General features: G+C 47.3%; 19 protein-coding genes. 5 read left to right on the plus strand and 14 right to left on the minus strand.

The features are described 5' to 3' along the window. Positions 1–52: 52 nt before the first annotated feature. A complete protein-coding gene (locus SHEWANA3_RS10500; protein WP_041412626.1) occupies positions 53–1,102 on the minus strand; it encodes a tyrosine-type recombinase/integrase in 1,050 nt (349 codons plus the stop codon). A 687-nt stretch (positions 1,103–1,789) separates the two neighbouring features. Here SHEWANA3_RS10500 and SHEWANA3_RS10505 point away from each other — a divergent pair. From SHEWANA3_RS10505 to SHEWANA3_RS10515, 3 genes are all read left to right on the plus strand, one after another. Then, on the plus strand, positions 1,790–2,290 hold the full coding sequence (locus SHEWANA3_RS10505; RefSeq protein WP_011716987.1) for a hypothetical protein: 501 nt from the start codon (positions 1,790–1,792) through the stop codon (positions 2,288–2,290). Between the two features lie 154 nt (positions 2,291–2,444). Continuing rightward, on the plus strand, positions 2,445–2,771 hold the full coding sequence (locus SHEWANA3_RS10510) for a hypothetical protein (RefSeq protein ID WP_011716988.1): 327 nt from the start codon (positions 2,445–2,447) through the stop codon (positions 2,769–2,771). An 88-nt stretch (positions 2,772–2,859) separates the two neighbouring features. Then, positions 2,860–4,836, plus strand: coding sequence for a RecQ family ATP-dependent DNA helicase (locus SHEWANA3_RS10515; RefSeq protein ID WP_011716989.1), 1,977 nt, complete (start codon positions 2,860–2,862; stop codon positions 4,834–4,836). A gap of 83 nt (positions 4,837–4,919) precedes the next feature. Here the strand turns inward: SHEWANA3_RS10515 and eco are convergent, their stop codons facing one another. Next, positions 4,920–5,471: a serine protease inhibitor ecotin gene (eco, locus tag SHEWANA3_RS10520; protein ID WP_011716990.1), complete on the minus strand. Its 552-nt coding sequence runs from the start codon at positions 5,469–5,471 to the stop codon at positions 4,920–4,922. A 337-nt stretch (positions 5,472–5,808) separates the two neighbouring features. Between eco and SHEWANA3_RS10525 the strand changes: the two genes are divergently transcribed. After that, positions 5,809–6,246: a hypothetical protein gene (locus SHEWANA3_RS10525; RefSeq protein WP_011716991.1), complete on the plus strand. Its 438-nt coding sequence runs from the start codon at positions 5,809–5,811 to the stop codon at positions 6,244–6,246. A 34-nt stretch (positions 6,247–6,280) separates the two neighbouring features. Here SHEWANA3_RS10525 and SHEWANA3_RS10530 read toward each other — a convergent pair whose 3' ends face one another. From SHEWANA3_RS10530 to SHEWANA3_RS10585, 12 genes are all read right to left on the minus strand, one after another. Next, entirely contained in the window at positions 6,281–7,678 is a 1,398-nt protein-coding gene (locus SHEWANA3_RS10530) for a CDP-glycerol glycerophosphotransferase family protein (RefSeq protein ID WP_011716992.1), read from the minus strand. Between the two features lie 50 nt (positions 7,679–7,728). Next, on the minus strand, positions 7,729–8,157 hold the full coding sequence (gene tagD, locus SHEWANA3_RS10535) for a glycerol-3-phosphate cytidylyltransferase (protein ID WP_011716993.1): 429 nt from the start codon (positions 8,155–8,157) through the stop codon (positions 7,729–7,731). After that, positions 8,154–9,647 (minus strand): NDP-sugar synthase, encoded by a 1,494-nt coding sequence (locus SHEWANA3_RS10540; RefSeq protein ID WP_011716994.1) that lies wholly within the window; start codon positions 9,645–9,647, stop codon positions 8,154–8,156. The genes tagD and SHEWANA3_RS10540 overlap by 4 nt, the downstream gene beginning before the upstream one ends. Positions 9,648–9,657: 10 nt before the next feature. After that, positions 9,658–11,607, minus strand: a complete 1,950-nt coding sequence (locus SHEWANA3_RS23900) for an exopolysaccharide biosynthesis polyprenyl glycosylphosphotransferase (protein ID WP_011716995.1) — start codon at positions 11,605–11,607, stop codon at positions 9,658–9,660. A 394-nt stretch (positions 11,608–12,001) separates the two neighbouring features. Continuing rightward, positions 12,002–13,057 (minus strand): glycosyltransferase family 2 protein, encoded by a 1,056-nt coding sequence (locus tag SHEWANA3_RS10550; protein ID WP_011716996.1) that lies wholly within the window; start codon positions 13,055–13,057, stop codon positions 12,002–12,004. Further along, complete coding sequence (locus tag SHEWANA3_RS10555; RefSeq protein ID WP_011716997.1) at positions 13,054–14,382, minus strand: oligosaccharide flippase family protein; 1,329 nt, start codon at positions 14,380–14,382, stop codon at positions 13,054–13,056. The genes SHEWANA3_RS10550 and SHEWANA3_RS10555 overlap by 4 nt, the downstream gene beginning before the upstream one ends. A gap of 255 nt (positions 14,383–14,637) precedes the next feature. Beyond that, positions 14,638–15,933 carry an O-antigen ligase family protein gene (locus SHEWANA3_RS10560; protein WP_011716998.1) on the minus strand — a complete coding sequence of 432 codons (1,296 nt, stop codon included), beginning with the start codon at positions 15,931–15,933 and terminating at the stop codon, positions 14,638–14,640. Further along, the gene (locus SHEWANA3_RS10565; RefSeq protein ID WP_011716999.1) at positions 15,888–17,300 is read right to left on the minus strand and encodes a hypothetical protein; all 1,413 of its coding nucleotides are present in this window, start codon (positions 17,298–17,300) and stop codon (positions 15,888–15,890) included. The genes SHEWANA3_RS10560 and SHEWANA3_RS10565 overlap by 46 nt, the downstream gene beginning before the upstream one ends. A gap of 66 nt (positions 17,301–17,366) precedes the next feature. Then, positions 17,367–18,635, minus strand: a complete 1,269-nt coding sequence (locus tag SHEWANA3_RS10570) for a polysaccharide biosynthesis/export family protein (RefSeq protein WP_011717000.1) — start codon at positions 18,633–18,635, stop codon at positions 17,367–17,369. Between the two features lie 37 nt (positions 18,636–18,672). Next, positions 18,673–19,014: an STAS domain-containing protein gene (locus tag SHEWANA3_RS10575; protein WP_041413020.1), complete on the minus strand. Its 342-nt coding sequence runs from the start codon at positions 19,012–19,014 to the stop codon at positions 18,673–18,675. A 225-nt stretch (positions 19,015–19,239) separates the two neighbouring features. Then, the gene (locus SHEWANA3_RS10580; protein ID WP_011717002.1) at positions 19,240–19,635 is read right to left on the minus strand and encodes an ATP-binding protein; all 396 of its coding nucleotides are present in this window, start codon (positions 19,633–19,635) and stop codon (positions 19,240–19,242) included. Continuing rightward, positions 19,632–20,867, minus strand: a complete 1,236-nt coding sequence (locus SHEWANA3_RS10585) for a SpoIIE family protein phosphatase (protein ID WP_011717003.1) — start codon at positions 20,865–20,867, stop codon at positions 19,632–19,634. The genes SHEWANA3_RS10580 and SHEWANA3_RS10585 overlap by 4 nt, the downstream gene beginning before the upstream one ends. Before the next feature lie 308 nt (positions 20,868–21,175). Between SHEWANA3_RS10585 and SHEWANA3_RS10590 the strand changes: the two genes are divergently transcribed. Continuing rightward, on the plus strand, positions 21,176–22,078 hold the full coding sequence (locus tag SHEWANA3_RS10590; protein WP_011717004.1) for a phosphate/phosphite/phosphonate ABC transporter substrate-binding protein: 903 nt from the start codon (positions 21,176–21,178) through the stop codon (positions 22,076–22,078). The last annotated feature ends 1 nt before the right edge of the window (position 22,079 follow it).

Below are 22,079 nucleotides of genomic sequence, written 5' to 3' on the forward strand. Positions count from 1 at the left end.
TCTTAACATAAATATTAAAAACAGTGTTATTAATTAAGTGCTAATGCTGTGGTTAATCTTCTTTTGGCTTGAGGTAATGGCGTAATGAGCGTGGATCCGTATGTCCTGTTCTTGCCATGATGTACAAGGTATCTTTATTGTTTTCATGTAGTTGTGTAACGCATCCACTGCGCAAACTGTGGGCGCCATAATATTGCGCTGGTAAACCTGCCTTTAGACAATATTGCTTAATGATCCGATAAATATCGTCACCGTTTAAAAATCCACTATTTCGAATGAGTGATGATTTAGATGTGACATTATCACTGATTTGATAAGGCCTTAAGGTTTTTCCATCTCGAGAAATTGAGCGAAATAAATGACCTTCGGTAATTTTACTTTCATTTAACCAGTCCTTGACGGCATTATAGGCGGCAAAGGGTTCCGAGTCGGGTAAATTCTTCCATTCCCTTAATCCCTGCTGATTGCTTTTCGAAAAAGGCAGCCGTACTTTCAATTTATCCCGCATAAAACTTAAATATTGTACTTTTAAATTGGCCAATTCTGAGCGGCGAAATCCGCCTTGTAGTCCAAGTTGAATAATGGCCTTATCCCTTGAGCGCAGCAGTGGATGGGGTTGTTGCTCTATTGCTTGGATCAATAGCTCGACCTCATCGTACATGATTGGTTGCTGATCATAATCTTGGACTTGCCTATGGTGATTACGACTCAGGCCGCGCATCACACGGATCACCAGTGGGTGTTCGGTGGGGGATGGAAATCCTGCTTGGATATGATAGTAACGGATCGCGGCTAGCCGAGTCGTTAAGGTTTGCTTTGAAAGCTGAGTCCCACTGCTTGCTTGGAGCAATTCTTTTTGATGACCGATAAAAGAAATAATACTGCGCGGATCGGCGGGTAAGGACTGCAGCTGATGCGTCGCGCAATATTGCTCAAATAGGCCAAAGCTGGTCCGATAAACCCGACGGGTATTGATGGAGATTTCGTATTCTGTTTCGGCGGCCGCGTTAAAAAAATCACTGTGAACCGATTGGGGCAGTGAGCTTTCCTCAAAAAATGGCGAATCTATTTGTTTATCGCTTGCTGTGATATTCGATGCCATGTCAGAGGAACGGCTAGGAGCACTTCCACCTGTGGAATAATGGATAATCGATTTAGACATGGGAGTATTTTACGGCCGATAAAACTGGCGCAATTATACGTAAAACCAGCCTTTATCTACCAGTGATAATCGTCATTATCACTGGTAGTGCTGTTGTTTGTATTTTAATTAATCGTATCGGTCAAAAAGAAAGCATCATTTAAGATAGAGGCGTTGGCAAGGCGGGCTCAATACGAATTAAATGTATAAGGTGGACTCAGATAAGAGGTTAATAAGCGATAAAGATGAGCTTGGTTTATTGGTTGTTATTTCGTCAATTACGGCTGTGCGAGTTAAAATTGGCGATAAAATAACCTGTAGTTATTTCTCTGGTCGGCTAACTGTGTAGGTGAATAGCTTTATTTTTAAAAGATGGTTTAACCATTTTATAAAGTTGAAAAGTAGCAGAAAAATTTAACTTATGATTTTGCTGATGCAAAACTGATATCGATTTGGCCATGCTAAAACAGGGGATTAGAGGACAAGAGAAGTGCGAGCTCCATCTCGTTTGTTTGTGAAGTGGCGCGTTTAACCTTGTGCTGTAAAAATGAACTCATAAAATGGTGTAACCATTCTTTTAATCTATACTGTTTGTCGGTATTATGAGTCTATTCATAAACCATTATTAGAAAGTCTAAAACGATACCAATGACGACAAACACGCTATGGGAATATCATCATGCCGTACCTACCGCGGGCCGAAAATTATTACTGTTAGATAAATCTGAATTAGTGTTTGCCCTGCCGTTAATTTATCGCATGGTTCATCCCGAAAGTGTCACTGAGCGGGCAGAGTGGTTTCAGTTAAATCAGTCTCAATCCAGTTATACCGAATTAATTGCTAATTTAAATTTACTGGTTCAACTGCGTAAAAAAAATCAGCCCGTTGACCAACAACTGCAATCTGTAAATCGAATGCTGAATCAATATTTCAGTGATTTGGGCTGGCGCATGGTGCGAAAAGAACTTTCACAAATTAAAAAGCGCCAGAAGAAATCCCATATCGAAGTCAGTAAAGATATTATTTTACGTTTGAAGCGTTATATGGAACTCGAACGTTTGGACAGTTTTGATCAAGCGCTCGATACGTTATTATCGGAACATGCCGCGGCCGTAGCTGCCATGGCTGAAGAGGATAGTCAGGTTTAAAATATTTGTGTGTGATTTTTAACCTTAGCGTACGTGACTTCTTGCGGGTGTCACATACACTCAAAGAGAGAGCTTAAGCGTGAATATAGCTTATTCGCTTCCGCCACCTCTTTTGTAACTTTCTATTTTTGATGAGTTTTATACAGGGAATAGCATGTCACAGCATAGAACTGTTGCCGTTCTTTGCCGCGTCGAACCAGGGTGTTTGGGACCGGATGGGCGTGAGCATATTGAAGCTTTTTGTGCCTTAGCACAGCAAGCGATGAAGCATTTTGCCGCCGATATGGTGACTTGGACGCTAGTGCCCCGTTATGATAAAACACTGCCAGAAATGGAATACAGTATCGCCAACAAAAGTTTATCTCGCGCGCAAGTGACACAGTATTTCAATACCTTAGGTCAAGATGTTGATGTCTTTGAAGAAGCCTTCAATGACAAACTCACCGCCTTTATCAATTTATATTTAGCTAGAAAATCATAGCGACCCGCTTACTCGCATTCACTCGCCCATTCATCTGTTTGCGTGGTCGCCACCGCCTCCACCCTTGTGGTGGCATAAGGATTTGTTTATGTCTTATTCAATATCGCCGTCAGCTAACGCTACGGATTATGCATCTTTATTACAGCAACAGTTTGGTTTTGATGGGTTCAGGCAAGGGCAACATGAGGTTGTCTCGCAGTTGTTGTCGGGCCATTCGAGCCTTGCTATTTTCCCCACCGGCTCAGGAAAATCACTCTGTTACCAATTTACTGCTCTGCAACTTCCCCATCTAACCTTAGTGGTGTCACCCTTACTGGCGTTGATCAAAGATCAACTGAGTTTCCTGCATGAGAAGGGCATTAAAGCGGCAAGTATCGACTCAACCTTAACGCCTGAATTAACCCAACAGGTCATGCGTGATGCTCGTTATGGCGAGTTAAAACTCCTGATGGTATCGGTTGAACGTTTTAAAAATGAGCGCTTTAGGCAATTTATTCAATCAATTCCTATATCTATGTTGGTTGTTGATGAAGCACACTGTATCTCGGAATGGGGACATAATTTTCGCCCCGACTATTTAAAGCTTCCCGATTATCGCCGTGAATTAGCAATTCCATTGGTGCTGTTACTCACGGCGACCGCGACACGCAAAGTGAAACTGGATATGGCGGCGCGTTTCGATATCAAGCCACAACATATTGTTCAAACAGGTTTTTATCGTTCAAACCTCGACTTGACCGTCTTGCCTGTGGCAAGCCAACATAAACTGACAGCACTGCAACAACAACTTAATCTCTTTACTGGTACGGGGATTGTGTATGTGACTTTGCAGCATACTGCGGAGGATGTTGCCGCGAAACTTTGCCAAATGGGCTTTGATGCGAGTGCCTATCATGCGGGGTTTGAGGATGAAAAACGTCAGCAAATTCAGCAGGATTTTATGCAAGGTAAGATCCGCATCGTGGTTGCGACTATCGCCTTTGGTATGGGCATAGACAAAAGCAATATTCGCTTTGTGGTTCACTACGATCTGCCTAAATCCATTGAGAATTATTGCCAAGAAATTGGCCGTGCAGGAAGGGATGGCCTGTTGTCACATTGTGTGACCTTGGCGAATTTAGATGGCATAAACACGGTCGAAAATTTTGTTTACGGTGATACGCCGGAACTGGCCAGTATTGCAGCCGTTATCGATAACATTCGCGAAGAAACCCATAACGGACGTTGGGAGTTGCAACTTCATCAGCTATCAAATGTGAGTAATATCAGGCAGCTCCCACTTAAAACCTTGCTAGTTCAGCTTGAAATGATGGGCGTGATTAAGCCGCTTTATGCTTATTACGCCGATATCAGTTACCGTTTTATTGAGCCACAGGCGCAGATCTTGAGCCAGTTTTCCCCCGAGCGTCAGGCATTTTTAAATGACATCTTTACCCATACTCAGATGAAACGAGTATGGGGCAGTTTAGATTTTTCCGCGCTCTACCAAGCCACAGGTGCGGAACGTACTCGAGTATTAGCGGCATTAGAATATCTTGCCAGTCAACAGCTTATCGAATTGGAAGCTAAGCGAGTAACGGATGTCTATCAAGTGAATGCTGAGGTGTTAGCACAGGGGCATTTAGCCGATGAGCTCCATCAATACTTTACCGACAAAGAAGCGAAAGAAGTCGCCCGTATTGCCCAGTTAGTGCGATTTTTTGAGCTAACAACTTGCTTAAATTACAATTTGGCCCGCTATTTTGATGATAATGCCGCGCCTCAATCCTGTGGTCATTGCAGTGTATGCCGCGGCCAATTGGCTAAATTGGCGTATTCCGAAGTGCCAAAGTGGCCTGATGATGCGCAGCTTAAGGCCGATTTGCATGAACTGAAGCGTACGGCGGGGTCGAAAGGTTTAGCTTCATTATCCTTAGATACTCAATGCCGTTTTATGGCCGGCATGACATTACCGCTGTTTACTCGCTTACAAGTACGGAAATTATCAGGTTTTGGTCGCTGCGAACACCTCAGATATGCAGAAATTAAAGCTAAATTAGCGCAGTTAGCTGACGCAGCTTGCTGAAAAAAAAGGGCATATCTTGTAAGATATGCCCTTTATATCACCGCAGTAATACCATTAAATAAACAACTAATATTGAGGCGCGTTTATTTAGCGTAGTGATATGTTGAATCGACTTTCCAGGTTCTAAAGCGCAGCTCTGTGCCTTCTGGTAGATAAAATACCTTAGGCAAACGGCTGTCGTAACGCATTTTAAGTTCACCTGGAATGCGGACAAAGGCTTCTTTTTTCGCCATCTCTAAACAGGCCATCATAGTGCTTGGGCCTTCAGATACTTCTGACACTTGATAATAGCTATAACCCCAGCCCTTAACCGAGAGTTCTTTTAACTCGCCGTTCAGACCATGCTTATTACAGTCGACTAATTGGGTTTGGCCAATTTGGATTTCGACCATGTAGTCGTCTTCATTTTCGAGTTTAGGTAAGGTCAAAATATGTTGCACCATACCCGCCTCAGGCGCTGGAAACATTTTCGTGGCTTCTTGCTCGGCATAATTTTTATGGTTGAAACTCGCGACACTGATCATAGGTGCATTTAATCCCGTTGGATGTGGTGGGCTCACTGCTGCGGCATTAAAAGACAGTAATGCAAAGGCAAGGGGAAGTGCCGCAGTGTTAAATAAGTGAGTCAATTTCATAATAGTCTCCTAGTGATGTTGATAAGGCCTAGCACAGATGGTTGTACCATCATTTGCTGTATTCTTATCTTTGTAAACGTAGTAATAGCAAAAAAGGGTTAATCTTTTTGAAAATTTTTTCAAAAAAGATCGGATTTTCCTACAACGTCATGAAAATAATAGCTTTTAAAACTTAAGCGATGCGTGAATTTCTGGCGTTATGATAGCTTCGTCGCGGTTAACCTGAGCTGAATAGCGCGGGAATATCCACCGAATGATTGATGGAGATATCTCTAAACGGCTTAATTTGTTGACTATAATCTGTTGAGAAACAATCAATATCGGGTTGAAATAGGGCATGAATGAATTTGAGCCATGGGATCAAGAAACGTTAGATAAGATTAAACAGGAGCCGACCATTCTCAAGTTATTGGCCAAATTACCGCCACACGTTGCCGACAGTTATACAAAAGAACAATTAATGGGGATACGTGTTGCCTTGGGAGATAGAACTTGGGGTAAACACTTTATTGATAACCGGGGTACGTTTGCGCTGCCTTTTATTAAATGGCGCTTTTATTATGTATTTCTTTTAGGCAAAAACAGACGCGCTTATACACGCCGAGAAAAACGCTTCTCCTTGGTTATGTTTAGCCTGTTCTTTATTGCTTTTATCTTGCTGTGTACCTTGTTTGGCCTGTTGCTGTTATATCTGCTTAAATCGGCGCTCGGTATCGATTTATTACCCGAAATCTCACTCGGGATCTGGGATTGGTTTAAAGACACCTTCTTATAAATGGCTTTATACCAGAGCCTTAATATCTGAACTTTCATATTTGAGGCTTGATATCAGTGCCAAAGGCCAACTTATACGACTGAGTTTGCCCTTGGCGCAGATGCCGTTCTAAGCGCGCAAAACTATCATCATGCCTTTCATTCATAGATATACCAACCATAGATACACAAACCATAGATACACCATCAATAGACAAACCATCAGTCGCTAAACTGTCTGCTGATGAACCCATAGCATGCTGCGACCAATACAAACGCTGTAATTGTTTGTAAGCCTCGCAGGGCTGGGGTTTGGCGTTAAGGTGACTCATCTCTTGCAGCAGTGCCAATAAGTCATCGAATTGATAGGCGACCTGGCCAATACTGAGCGGATCTTGACCTATATCGTAGCAATCACGGCTTTGGTTGAGATACTGCTCATGGTCAAAACGGTAGAAGAGGACAGGGATCTCAAGTGGCAGTACATCGATAAATAACGACGAATAATCGGTGATCAGCAGGTCGACACGATGCAAAATCCCATAAATATTGTCCCAATCGCTGATATCGAGTACATTGGGATAGGCACAAAACTGCGCTGCGTAGTGGCGTTCATTGGGATGCAGGCGTAACAGTAACAAGGTATCTGTATCGACTAAATGTTGGGACAGGCTTTGCCAGTCAAAGGCGGCTTGGTAGGGCGAATCGCTATGACCTCCCGTTAAATGTGGGGTCGAATGTGAAGCTACATTCTGACTATTTTGCCATAGGGCATCCCGCCAAGAAGGGGCGTAGAGAATCACTCGGCGATAGGCCGTCGCATCCGCCTTTAAGGGCAACGTTTGGCGTTGCTCTGGGTAACGCAGATAGTAATCGGTGCGCGGATTAGTGCTTGATAGCAGGGAATCTTCTTTTAACCGAAAGGCGCGTCGGAAACTCTCACCGACCAATGGGCTTGGGCTTAGCATCAAACTCGGACGGACATATTCCTGATGATAACGCAGCGCCTGCAGCCCAGCTTGCCAAAGGGACTGGGTTTGATACTTGGGGGCCAATGGCCCTGTGGTGATATCAAACTCGATTTTTTTAAGTGGCGAGCCATGCCAGAGATTGATACGAATCGCGCCTGCTGCAAGCCACTGATTAATATCGCCAATATAACTATTGTACACATAGTATTTGGCCGTGAGCGCATGGTAAATGCCCAGCAGGCTCCAGCGCGAATGGGCGGTATAGCCTTGTTGCCTGAGGGCATGGATAAGGGCTTTATCGCCGCTTATCCAAATGGTTTGCATAAAGTGCGTCTGCTGCCAATGCAAAAACAGGTATTTGCTATTGTCAGCAAAACGGTTCTTGTAGCAACCTAATACCGCCTTGTTAGCGTTTCTTGGTACTAACCAAGAGAGGGTGAAAATGCATTTCTTCAGTAAGGCTAATGCTAGATTTGTGCCCATGATATCCCTCACTTACCCTTTGATTTCGATGATTTCCTTCAATCTCGGCCTTACTTAATCAATTGGGGAATCGCTAGCGCCACCTTAGTGTGTGGCATAGCCAGATTGGTTTTGATTTCCGTGGTTGAAATCGCTTCGGTTCGGCCTAAGTAAATCACCTGACAAAGGGTGCCGAGGTAATCAAATTTGCCTTGCCAGTCGTCGCCCATGCCGAAGATGTCGATATCTAACGCCACAATATCCTGAGGTTTTTGCTGCCAGTGTGTCTCGGGGATCACTAAATCGACGTACTTACAGGCGGCCACCATTTCGGCGCGCTGTTGATAGTTGAAAAAGGCTGCTTTGCCCTTAAGCGCATTAAACTCATCGGTCGATACGCCGACGATCAGCTTATCGCCCATGGCTTTTAAGCGCTGAAACAATCTCACATGACCATAGTGGAATAAGTCGTAGGTGCCATAAGTGATGATGGTTTTCATTGTCCGTTCCCCCATTCATTGGCGATATCTGGCTGGCTTGCACTAAGTTGATTTGTGCTGGGCTGTTTGGGCGTGGCAGAGCGTGTTGAAGCCACTGATTTTGAAACTAATTGAAAGCACAGTTTGATCACTTGATAACATTGCGATGCCTTAGGCTTGCTAAGAAACTCCTGCTCAATCAGCCCTTGTTCTTCCTCTGGCAGTTCGGCGCCAAGCAGTTGCAGCGGACCGTAAACGCCATATAGTGGCGTAGCTTCGCTAAGCTCGGATGCTGAATGCATCTCAGGGGATTGACTGCCTAGCAGGAATAATCGCCCCAAACATACTTGATAAAGCTGTGGTAGCAGCGATAATCCCATGCCTGATGGCGGCAAATTAACGCGCAACAGCTTAATGGGCTGATACGCAATACTCACTGCTGGTCTAGACTGGCCTAGAGTTGATGAATGGCATAAGCTCCACAGCCAGAGTAATGGCCAGAAGGGTAAAGTTAAGCCAAGCAATATCAAAGCCATAAGCCGACTCGAGCAAGGTACATGGGCGTGTAAATTCTGCTCGGTTGAGGCGATAAGCCTAGGGTCATCAACTTCGATGGCAGTGTTAAATCCGACATTGATCAGCAGATTTTTACTGATAATACAGTTATCGACATTCAGTCCTTCACCGACAAAGCTGTTCGTCAGGATCACGCTGTTACTCAAACGGCAGTTTTTCTCGATAACACATTGATCGCCAATGATCAGTTGATCGTGCATATCCACATCGGGGGCTATCCAGGTTTGCTCTCCAATCGCGCCCCAGGCGGCATGTTGGTCCAATTTGCCCGTTTGCGCCTTAGCCCCTAGGTGAAAAAACTTGGCATGTCGGCCACTGGGAGTGGGGCGACCAGAAGGAGATAGTCCAGTAAAGCTGCCATCGCCTATGGCTAAATTGGCATTAAGATAGGATTCGAAGGAGTCCAACATGGCGCACTGCCCAGGTAGCGGTTCCATCATGGCATTAGTGACCGTTGGATCTCGTTCTAAGGGCCAATCGAGGAGATACAGATGGTTACAGGCGCTAGGCAATAGCAGCATACCAGGATTGCAGTCGGCCATTATGGGTAACACTAAGTGTAAAGGTCGCTTTAGGCTGTAATCGATAAAGCGTTTAATGCAGGGGGAGCGCAGCATATCGCCCCTTACAACGAGATAATCTTGTTCGAAATCGAGTTTTAGTCGTGACATCACGCAGTTGACAGACTCTTGTTCTCTGCTGAGGAAGTAATCAATCTTTAATCCCCAACGGCTACCATCGCCAAGATGCGCTTCGAGTTCTTTGGCATGGCTTGAGATAATCAGTTTTACCTCAACAATCCCGGCATTGGCGACATCTTCTAGGGTGTATTCAATCAGGGCACGGTTTCCCATGGGGAGTAATGCTGGGCAGTATTGTTTATCCAGCGGTGTCAGTTCGTGTCCATGGCGATTGGCGAAAATAATGGCTTGCATAGTAACCCCCTTAGTAGGCACCACGGCTGAAAATCACGGCGGGTATGGTCTTGATAAGCAAGGACAGATCCGCCATTAAGGATTGTTGGTAGATATAATCCACATCCAACTCAACCTGACGGTCGAAGGGAATGTCGGAGCGACCCGATACTTGCCAGATGCAGGTTATGCCGGGTTTAACTTCTAAGCGGCGGCGATCGCTTGGACTGTATTGCGCGACTTCTCGTGGTAGCGCGGGGCGCGGGCCAACCAGTGACATCTCGCCCTTGAGTACATTCCATAGCTGTGGCAGCTCATCGATGGAGGTTTTACGGATAAATTGACCGACACGGGTGATCCTGGGGTCCTGTTTCATCTTAAATAGGACGCCGCCTTGCATTTCGTTCGCCTGTTGTAAGCTGGCCAGTCGCGTTTCGGCGTCCTGATACATGGAGCGGAATTTCCACATGGTAAAAGGTTGATTCCACTTGCCGACGCGCTGCTGGCAAAACAGCACGGCGCCTGGGGATTCCAATCGAATAAGCAGTGCAACGATCAACAGTAGAGGCGATAGTAACAGTATGGCGATGGCCGCGACTAAGATATCGAGGCAACGTTTAACGATGCGGTTCAATAGCAGATGCAAGCGGATGCGTTTGCAGCGTTTCAGTGAGCCTGAGTCACTTAAGTTAGGAAACTGGGGCGTAGCGGGTGTTTGTTGTACGTCAGCTTGAGTCTTTGCATTAAGGCTGGCGTTAGCACGCAGTTCTTTGAATACCCGATATAAAAACAGGGGATTACCGATAATGTAGCGGCGCCACATTCTCTTGGGCTCTTGCATTAAGCGCCAGATCCACTCCATGCCAATTTGCCTTAACCAAAGTGGCGCGCGGCTAATACGATTGGAGTAAAAGTCGAACAGTCCGCCCACACCAATACCGACCGCAGGAGTAAGTTTTGCTTGATATTGATTCAACCATAGCTCTTGTTTAGGGGCGCCCATGGCCACCAACAGCACGGCAGCGCCAGATTGATTAATCTTTTTAATCACTTGCTTGGTATCTGCCTCATGGAAATAACCATGGTGGGTGCCTGCAATTTTTAATTGTGGGAAACGACACTGAAGCTGTTCGGCGGCTTGGTGGGCGACTTCTGGCGCGCCGCCCAGCAGATAGAGAGACAGATTGGCTGCAATCAGGCGCTCACATAAGAGTGGCAACATATCTGTGCCATTTAAATTGCCCCTGAGATCCACGCCTTGCCAGCGGCAAGCCATACGTACCCCTATGCCATCGGCAAAAACGGCTTCACATTGATTCAAAATCTGATGGTACTGGGGATCGCAATAGGCTTTGTTTAAACAGTCGGCATTCACAAAGGAAAATGGGGTTAAGTGGTGTTTTGGGTGCTGTGCTTGTTGTACTAGCATGTCGAGCATGCCTGTCATGCTGAGGTTACGCATGGTCACGCCAAAAATCGTGACTTGGTTAGTGTGGGAGCGTGAAGCAGAGGTCAAAAGGCTATTCAAAATAGCGCTTAGCAGCGCAAAGAAGTAACGGCTTAAGCTCGAATAGGCGATGTTTAAGCTTTTCTCACTGGATTCAAAGTCAATCCCCATTCGGCGCTGCATAGCACTGATGGAAAATATACCCACTCGATCAATACGATTAACTTGAGGTAAATCGACTAAAGGCGTGAAGGCAAATTGGGCTTCAACACCTAATAGGCCGATATCTCCTTTGAGTAAATTAAACAGTTGGGGGAGACGATATCCTGCGCCTTGGTAGGCAAATTGCCACAGACCAATTTGATTACGGCCACCATGCACATACACACGTTCGAATACACTTTGTCCCTGTGACTTGCGGTAAAGGTAAACCACAAGAATAAAAGGTGAGCAGAGCAATAAGGCCAGCATCGCAATGGCGCTATCGAATAATCGAATAGACCAGCGTACTTGAGTCGAGTTCTGAGTATTCATCATGACCTCCATGCAATTTGCTTGATGCTAAGCGGGACGCTCGATAACCGCTTATAGCTGCGCTTGGCAAGAGTCACAAAGCATAATGCAGGCCAGATTGATAAATCATTTAAAAACAATCACTAAGAGGTTAATGCTTTATGGACTAAGTGGTTTTTTGCAGTTTGCTTTGCAAGCTGCAAATCCTTTTGAGATGGAAGTATCAGCTAGGGGGAATTATCTCAGGCGCTGTTATTGTCCTCATCATCACTAACGCTCACAAATAATGTGAAACACAGTGGTGAAACGAGCGCAATGCATTAGAGACTAACCTACGACAAAAGCAAGGCGGCTCACTGAGCCGCCTTGAATCTGTACGATGAATATGCAACGTTTGCTGTCGCGTCGATTTGACTTATTTTAATTGGGTGGTGAGTAAGCTTGCCGTCACACCATCACGTTTGATTTGCAAACGTTGGCGATAACCTAGGTACTTTTGCCCAAGGGTTTCGCACATTTGGTATAAACCTCGGGGCATTAACCATTGCAAATAGGCCGCAATCAGCGTGGTAAGGGTGCGATTGGTTTCCTTGAATAAGATCTGTGGTGAAGTCAGCAGCGCTTGATTGACTAAGTTTTTCGCCATACGACCATCGCCTAGGCGAATGGCTTGCCTGGCTAAGTAGCGAAGCTGATAGGCTCTGGCAGCATTTTCATGCTTTAACAGGATCTTAGGGGCATAACGGCGTGCCTTAGTGACCATTTGCTCCCAAGATGCCAACTGTTTCACTAAATTCGCCGATAAGCCGCCGTGGTTTAAGCGGTAGTAAGTTAATGGCTCGGGGATCCCCTCCATTTGCCACTCGGTTGTCGCCACGATGCGAAACCAACACTCGATATCTTCCGATTGGCGAAATTGTTCATCGAAGTAACAAGTGTAATGCTCGCTGTGGTTCAGTGCTTGGAAGCGAATGTCATTTAAGGTCTCGCGGCGGATCACCGGCGCTGAACCATTGCCCACCGGATTGCGGCAAAGCAAATGGCCAGCATCTATGTCTGTGAGCTGCGGCATCTGGTAAAAGTTGATCGGGTTACCCCGGTAATCGATAAAGCTTGAACGCGAGAAGCTGATCCCCACCTTGGGCGATTTTTGTAGATGATCCACATGCAGCTTTAACTTATCCGGATGCCAGAGGTCGTCCGAATCGATAAAGGCCACATAGCGACCAATCGCATGGCGTATGCCGGTATTACGTGCGGCGGCTAAGCCCTTATTCACGGCATGCTGCACGATACGAATGCGGCTGTCGCAAAATTGTTTACAGCGAGCGAGGCTATTATCGGTGGCACAGTCATTGACTATGATGAGCTCAAAATCCGTAAAACTTTGAGCTAATACTGAGGAAATCGCTTTTGAGACAAAAGCTTCCACATTATAGACCGGCATCACCACAGAGACGGTAGGGATCATAATGAACCTCCTAATGAAGGGGATAAGGTGGGTAAACGCAGTTTTTCTGCTATGGGTTTCATCACAAAGTAGGCAAATAACGGCATACAAATGAGGTAACAGAGGAAGATGCCCATGGCGACGCCTTTCAGCCCCCACAGGGTGCCGAGGCTGATACTCAACGCCAATAGGCCAATAAAGCCGACATTTGAGACTAAGTTCAGCTTACTAAGCTCGCAGGAGATCAGTAGTTGACTCGCGGCTTCACCCAAGGGACGCGTTAAACCACTCAAACAGAGCAGAATAAAGACCGGCAGCGCGCCAGCTTCAAGCCAATGTTGGCCATACACTAGCGGTAAATACCAAGGGGCGAGCGCGCTTTGTAAGCCTATGATAGGCAAGGTCACTAGCATGATACTCAGCAGACCGTGGCGGTATTTAAGCAGCGGATCTTCACCATCACTCTGACAAAGATGTGAATAGAAGGCGGTGCCAAAGCTTTGAATTAACCCTAAGCTAATCCCAAGGCTGGTATTGACCGCGAAGAAATAGATCCCAAGCGCCTCAACACCTAAAAAGTAACCCACTAATAAATAATCAATATTTTGTCTCAGGGCGAGGCAAAGATCCCCAAGCGCCACCTGAGTACCAAAGCGAAATAGTGATTTACATTGAGTTAAGTTTATCTGGCAGAAAGAACGCGCGAGTGGGGCAGTGTGAATATTATGGATACCAGAATGCTGCCTATGCACGGCTATCCAAATCAACACCACCAGCACTTTAGGTAGAATAATCCCCCAGATCCCCATACCGCATAACGCTAAGATAGCGGTGAGCACACTGTCGGCCACCGTCTGCCACAGGTTGGCCTTGGCGACGATACGCATCTTATTTTGGCGTAGGTTGGCGGCGGCATGCAGCATGCCAAAGGGGAGGAGCAAATAGCTTGTTGCCATGAGTATCATAGGCTTCACTATCTGTGCGTCTTGATAGTAAATCGCTAACAGGCCACTGAGTAAGCTCAAGGCAACAAAAGACAGTACACACACAAAAATATTGATCAGATTGGCGCTGGCGAGATGAGAAGCAAAGGCGCTATCGTCCATCTTGATCAGTGATGCCGAGGTGATCCTGCGAATAAAAATGCTGACTATTTCAAAACTGGTCAGAATGATCGCGACTTGGCCAAAGACCTCGGGGGTAAGTAAACGGGCTAAGATAATGCTGCAACCAAGGCGCACAATACGCCCGCCGACTTGGGCTGAGCCTAACCACAGTATGCTGCTACCCAATTGGCGAATACCTTGGTTGTACTTAAGGGTTTGTATCCATGCCCACTTGCTCATCGCAACACCTATCAGTTAAGAGTGCCTATGTTGACTATTCAGTTTCTATGCCAGCTTTTTGTGTTTTATTTTTCCATTTAAAAACATATTGTTAGCTTATTTTTAATGTGAATGCATATTAGGGAGGCGGTTTGATTTGCGGCCGATTGCAAAATGCAAATCAAGATGCAACGGCCGTGTGTATTGAAAGGACAAGGAAAAACTAGCGAAGGGTTCTCAGTCAGCACTTGGTTGAGTGGCTTCTGATGATTCCTGTTACTGTTTTTGCGCTAGTGCTTGTGATAAGCGCTGCTGGCGAAGGGTCGCCGCTTGTTTTGCCTGATTATGGGCAATACCGAGCACGATTAACCCAGGCCAGAAGAGATAGGCGAGGATCTCTAAATTTTCGCCAAAGGTGTAAAGCAGCAAAATCATCAGTACCGCCATACCGACTGCCGAGAGTCTGGATTGCATCAAACTAGGCAGAAGACTGAGCACACTGACAAATAAGGCTACTGCCAGCGCGAAGGCGCCAACGATCCCCTTCACAAACAATAGACCGTACCAAGTATGGTGCGAGCCAATCGGCATATACTCCACCATATGGGGGCCGCGCTCGACAATGCCATGGCCCCAGACAATCGCCTCATTCGCCCAGCGCTCGAGGGCGATTTGGCCGAGGGCCTCACGCACCCGAGTCGAGTCGGCTCTGGCGGCTTTGACGCTGTGAATACTGGCTTCGATGCTAGACAGTACCGACTCGCCAAAAATACCCGCCAATAGAAAAACCGGACTCACCAATAAGTACAGCCAAGGGGATTTGGCGTAGCGAATAAAGTTGAAATAACAGACGAGGGCGAGGCAGCAGAGGATAGCGAGTCTGGATTGGGAGATGAGCACCATCAAGATACTGCCAGCTAAGCCATAGAAGCGATAACGCTTATTGGTTTCCTGCAGGGCAAATAGAAAATAAAAGTTACCCACCATGCCAAGGGCGGGAGCCCAAGGAGTGAAGAGACGCCACCTCGGCATGCCGCTGCCAGGGTCGATTTCATACAAGCTAACGGCGAAAAACTCAGGCCCAGGTCCACCGACAATGCTTAAGGGAGAGACATACAAGGTTGTCGGCAAGTGCAGCAGCCAAGCGAGTACAAACAGCGGAAACAATATCAAGGTATGTTTGCCGACCACGCAGCAGGCGCGGTAAATCAGCTGTGGCCGAATTTGCAGGCCGCCAATCAGCGGAAATACCGCCAGTAGCGCCCAGCCCTTGGCCCAACCTATGGAGGATTTAATCAGTTGGGCTATGCCTAAATGCTCCACCAGATGGCCTATTACTAATGCCAGTAGCATCAATAACATGGCAAATATCCAACTTATTATCGGTAACGAAATCCGGCACCCTTCGGCGTAAAACAGCAGTCTGCCGAGCATCCGCAGCACTAAGATCCAACCGATCACTGGAGCAACTAAATACATGGCACCTAAAAACCAAAAGAAGTAGGTGCCCGTAATGGCGAGCCAGACTAGTCGTTCGTCAGAATTTTCTGGAGTATAGGTTTGCGTATCCATAGTATGCTCAATCCGACAATGACCATCATTGAGGCGGCGATGCCACCCACTAAGGTTAAAATTAAGCCCAGCTTGTCAGGCTTTTCGGGGCGAGTCGGTGCTGCAAACAGCTGTAATAACGGGTAAGCGGAAAAGATGTCGGCTTTGCCCACATCAATTTTTGCAATGGCGGAGGTAAACACCGCGGTCGCAAGTTGATGATCACGGTGTAAATCCTCAAGCTTTGCCGCATCGTCATTGCTGTGCTTGAGCCGGATTTCCCATTCATCAATTTGGGTGCTCAGGGACGCCAGCTCATGGGTTAAGCCTTCATTTTCGGTAGTGATGTTTATCAGCTTTTGCATCAGCTCTGCGCGGCCATCGATATCGTCGACGGACAGGATCAACATCAACTTTGGATCGCAGCGCGTGAGCAATTTTTGGCAGCGACTATGCAGCGCATCCAACATGGTTTTTTGCTCTGTCTTGGCGGTCAGCACTTGGGGATGTTGCTCACCAAAGTGACCATTAAGGCCCACAAGCAGCGCGGTAGACTCGGTATAGTTAACTAAGAGTTGTTGGAATAGCTGATCGTTTTTCAGCTTAAGCAAATCAGTGGACTGACTCGCCGTTAGGGATAAGTCAGCTTCCAACAGTTGCTGACTGGCAAGGCCGCCATTGAGTTTAGCGGTCAGATTGACTTGGCTTTGGCGTAAATGCTCAATGGTGACCGCCACTTCCTTAAATTGATCCAGCGAGACCAACCCCGTCTTAGATTGAAAGGCGACAATATTCGCCTGACTCTGATGCACTTTATCGGCAAAGCTCTCAAGCCCCATTCTGACGCCGTTTTCGCGAATATGGATTTCATCGATTCTCAGGTGTGAGAGTGTGCCCTGTAGCGTGCGATAATGTGCCCAGGCTTTTTGCTCGGCAAGCTCGGCGCTGTTGGCACTGATACTAAACTCCATTAATCCCGTTTGACTGGGGAGCTTTAATTTAGGCGTGCCCAGTGCTGAGGCCTTAAGATTTAACTGGGCGGCTGCGTCACTTAAGAGCTTGTCGCTTAGCGCGATGGCCTTATAGTTTTCCCGCGGGTCGATGGCTGAACTCAGGTAAGGGGAACTGCTCGAACTGCTGGCTTGGCCCAAACTGTCGAGACTAACGACCGCCCCCGCGCCGGCGCCGGGTAAAATCAGCACCCATTTGCAGGTATAGCGGGTTGGGGTGATAACAATAACAAGGCCGGTTATCAGCCAAATTACCGCTAATGCCGATAGCACGGTCTTTAGATACAACTTACGGCGCGCGGGGGCGGGCAAGCTGCTGCCATTGACCAGCGCGCGCTTTAACCACAGTAGAGGGTAGCCTTCCTGAGATGCTTTCATGATCAATTCTCCCTCGCGAATCATCCTAAGGGTGGCATCACCTGCCACCCAAGCGCTTGTTCCGAGCTACAGCAAACCGAGTAAACTTGCAGGCACCAATAAGTCGGTTAGACTGCGCGCAATCTCACGCACATTGGTCACGCCAGAGTCATAGCAGGCGATACCATCTCCAGGGAGCAATACCGGGTTCATTTGTGGCTGCCAAGAATCACGGATTAAGCTGTCCAATGAGCGCTCGACGATATCGGTTTGATCCGAGAGCGGATTGCGTGTCACTAGCAACACATGACGACTGGCGTTGGTGCTTTGGGCGCCGCCGACACAGTTAGCCGCTATCGCGCCTGTGAGTAAACGTGTGCCGTAGGGAAAACGTGTCGCTTCGGTATCTACCGCAGATTGCGAGTTACTGCTCGCTGGTTGGGTTAAGTTAGAAATAAACACGCGGATCCCAGGTGCGGTGATTTGCGAGGGGCGCACCAGTTTGTCCTCAAAATGCCGAGAACTTGGGACAAAGATTTGATCGCCGGCACTCAAGAGAAAACGTGGCACTTGGGTACCGCTGATCACGCCGGATAAATCCAGTAAAAAATGCTGTTGACCGCGGATCACCCGCACTTGACGGATATCGGCGTCGGGTCTCACCCCTCCGGAGGCGCGAAGGGCGGCGGCTATGGTGCGATCGCTTGCCTGATCGCCGCTATGGCTCTTGTCATCATCCTTAATCTCGGTATCGGACTTTTGGTTGATAAAGTGCTGCCCCGGTTCAAATACCGAACCCAGTACAGTGACTTCAACCGGCGCCCAGGCGATGGGACTGATATTAACCCGCACGCTGCTGGCTTGCATTAATTGCTCATTCACTAAGGTTTGACTGATACGTTGTTTCAGGACGGAGAGAGTCAATCCCTGCGCAGTAATCGGCGGTAAATAGGGCAGATAGATTTGGCCGTTGGCATCAATCTCCACATCAGCACTGAAATCCTCGCCATTAAGGATCCCTACACGCAACTTATCACCAACGGAGAGCTGTGCATCGAGGGCGGCTGTTTCGCTCAATGTGGCGCTAATGCTTTGAACTTCACTTGGATTAAGACTGACGTTCTCAGCTTGCGCCGTTAATAACTGCTGGTCCGCCTGACGCAGATACGAAGTTTGCGGGCCGAAGTAGTGACAATATTCTCCGGCCTGTTGCTGACAGAGTTGGTCCTGAGTCGTGCGCTGGGGAGTGACGCAAGCCGTTAACAAGCAGATAGCGGCGCTGATAGTCACTTGTGGTAAGGATAAATGGCATTTACCTGCGATATGGCCCAAATGGCTGAGTGTTAACCTTTCCATAATGTCACTCCCTCTTAGCTAAACCCTGTACGATGCGCTAGTGGCAACTAAAGTGCGCGATGGCTGCATCTTGATTTTCATAGATGCTGAAAATCTGGTGTAAGCGCGTCAGTTCAATCAGGGCGCGCACATGGGCCGAAGGAGACAAAAGCAATATTTCACCATCATGCTGCTGTGCCCGTTTAAGAGCGGAGATCAATACCGACAAGCCGCTAGAGTCGATGCATTTCACTTGTTCAAGATTGATGATTAGGCGGTTAGTGTTCTGCTCCATATGGCGTAATAGCGCGGCCCTGTGGGTGGGCGTATTGGCCATCATCATCTCTGTGGGAAATATCACTAGGCTCGCGTTGTATTTTTCGAGTGGGAAGAATTTCATGATAATCACCTCTGGCTGCCAGTTAATATTGAAACCGCAGTAACAGATAGGCATTTATCAGGCCAATATTTATAATTAATAAATTCAATCAGTTAACTTGGTAAAGGTATTAAGGATAGAGCTAGGTTTGAAAATGCATTGCAATTTGCAATTGGAAAGCGCTACGAACATGAAACGAAACCTAGCGGTGGAAATTCCCGCCGCTAGGTATGATGGAAATGATCTTTAGTGATGACGCAGTAAGGTTAACCTTAAGTGTGAACCGAGCACTGTGGTCTGAAACCGCACCGCATCCATCCAGTTATACATGATCCATAAGCCTCTACCATGCTCGTTCATTTGGTCAGGACATTGGTCGAAGGAAACCTTAGGCACCACGGGCGAGCGGTCCAGTAAATCGACGATAATCCGGTCATGATTACAGTGGACAATCAATACGATGGGCTCACGGGAATCTTCGGTGTGATTTATCACATTACTGACCGCCTCGAGTATGCAGGTAATGACTTTAAATCGTTGGCGCTCATGTACATTTTGCATCAGCATAAACTGCTCTAATTCGGAGCAAAAAGGCTGTTGACTCCATTGGTCATGGGTGAGGTTAAACTGCAAGCTGTTCATAATGCCTCCAAAGCCGCATTGGCATAGTTGGCTGACGGGTAGGTAATTAACATCATCGAAATATCATCTTGAGTTGTGCCGCCTTGCCAGAGTTGTAAGGCATGGCTCAAGTGATGCAGCAAGGCTTCATCGCTCAAGCTGTTGGCTTTCGAGCACAGGGTTTGCAAACGCGCTTGGCCGAAAAAACCGAACTTGGGGTGTTGGCACTCATAGGTACCATCGGAAAATAACAACAAGCGACTGCCAGGTAAGAGGGTGACTAGCTGATCTTGATACTGCACGGCGCCATGGATCCCAAGCGGTAACTCAGTGTCGAGGGGCAAGGGCTCGCAGCTAGTCTCGGTGAGCAGTAACGGCGCGGGATGGCCGGCGCTGCACAGCCTTAGTTCACCCGTCAGCGTATTGATCTTGCCGAGTAACAGAGTCACAAAGCGGCCAGTATTGTCTGGGTCGCTTAGCTCGCGATTAACCTGATTCACTATTTCTTGGGGCGATAATCCGCACCAATCGGTACGTTCCATCGACAGACGCTGGGCAAGGCTGACACTCTGCAGCGCGGCGGCGACCCCATGACCCGCGGCATCAATCAGATAAAACCCGAGTTGATCATCGCCAAGATCGAAACATTGATAGAGATCGCCAGCAAGATAACTCGCGGGCTGAAACTCATGGTGTAACTGCCAATCCCTTGGCAAGGTTTTACTGCGGGGCAGTAATTCTCGCTGCACCTTAGCGGCAGAAAACAAATCCTGTTTTATGGTGCTGAGCAAGGCAGATTCTTTCGCAAGCCCTTGCTGTAACAGTTGAATGTTACGGCTCAAGTTATGTTGCAGCTGCACGATACGCATCGCAGCTAACATCCTAACCTTTAACAGTTCTGGTAGAAAAGGCTTACAGATAAAGTCATCGGCGCCCGCTTCAATACCTAACACAATATCGGCTGTCTGATTATTGGCCGTCAGCAAGATCACAAAGGGCGGCAGATGATTATTTTTAACGATTTGGCACAACTCGATGCCGCTCATCTCAGGCATGCGCCAATCGCTGACTAAAATATGCACTTCATTCTGCTGCAAGTAATCCAGCGCAGCCTTACCGTTACTGCGACTCTCGACCAACCAACCAAACTGTCTTAGCAGGTGAGTGATATAAAAGCGCTCGCAATCTGTGTCTTCCACGACCAGCACAGACAAGGTAACGGCTTGAATCGATGTGAGCGAAGAGAGCGGCATAGTCTGACTCCTGCAAAGGGAATATTTTCGAATAGCAAGAGCTATGCCCATTTAAAAAAAGCCAACTAATTGAGGTTGATACTGCAAAGCATCGCCGAAAAGCGCAGGCTTAAGACTGATTTTTGCCATCTTGTTGCAAAATGCAAAACCCTCATCCATAGTGAGTTTATCTCAGGCGAAATGTTCTCCAAGATGATTGTTTTTATTGATGGTATTTTTTATGGCACAGGGGTTGCTGATGCAGCATAGGGGCAAAGTGTTTTATGCCCTATATGTAGAATGCATATCATTAAAAAAGGACATTTAGCATGGCTCAGTTTTCTAGATTGTGCGTCAAGGCAGCGCCTAACAATGCCATAAAATGGCAGTTTATCTATCTGATAATCTTAGTAATGGCTTGGGTATCGCCGACTTATGCGCAGGATAGCAATCCCCCTGATACCCCAAAACCGACGCTGATTTTTGGTGTAGTACCCCAGCAGTCGGCGACTCAACTCGCAAAGCTGTGGCCGCCGATCCTCGCCGCCTTGTCTGAAAATGCAAATTATCAATTGCAATTTGCAACGGCACCCGACATTCCCACCTTTGAGCGGCGGCTCAAGGCAGGGGAATACGATATTGCCTATATGAATCCCTACCACTATGTGGTGTTTCATGACAGCCCGGGATATTTGGCCTTAGCGCGTGAAAAGGATAAAAAGCTCAAAGGCTTGCTTGTGGTACGCAAGGATTCTCCCATCAAATCGTTAGCCCAATTAGAGGGAAAAACCTTGGCTTTTCCGGCACCCGCGGCATTTGCGGCCAGTGTGCTACCAAGGGCACATCTGCAACAGGCCAATCTTAATGTGCAGGTAAAATATGTAGGCTCCCATGACTCAGTATATTTAGCCGTGCTGCAAGGGCTTGTAGATGCGGGGGGCGGCGTTCAGCGCACCTTTAATAATCTTAGTGAAGCGCAAAAACAGCAATTAACGGTATTGTGGCAAACGCCGACCTATACGCCCCATGCTATTGCAACGCATCCACGAGTCTCGGCGGCGCAGCGTCAAATGCTACTCGAGCGGTTAATGGCACTCTCGACAACAGCGCAGGGCAAAGCCTTATTAGAATCGGTGGACTTTTCAGCGTTTACCGCGGCAGAAGATCAGGATTGGGATGATGTCCGCTCGCTCAAACTCGGCTCCTTAACCAAACCGCTCGGGGAGAAATAGT

The sequence above is a fragment of the Shewanella sp. ANA-3 genome (assembly GCF_000203935.1).
GTDB lineage: Bacteria > Pseudomonadota > Gammaproteobacteria > Enterobacterales > Shewanellaceae > Shewanella.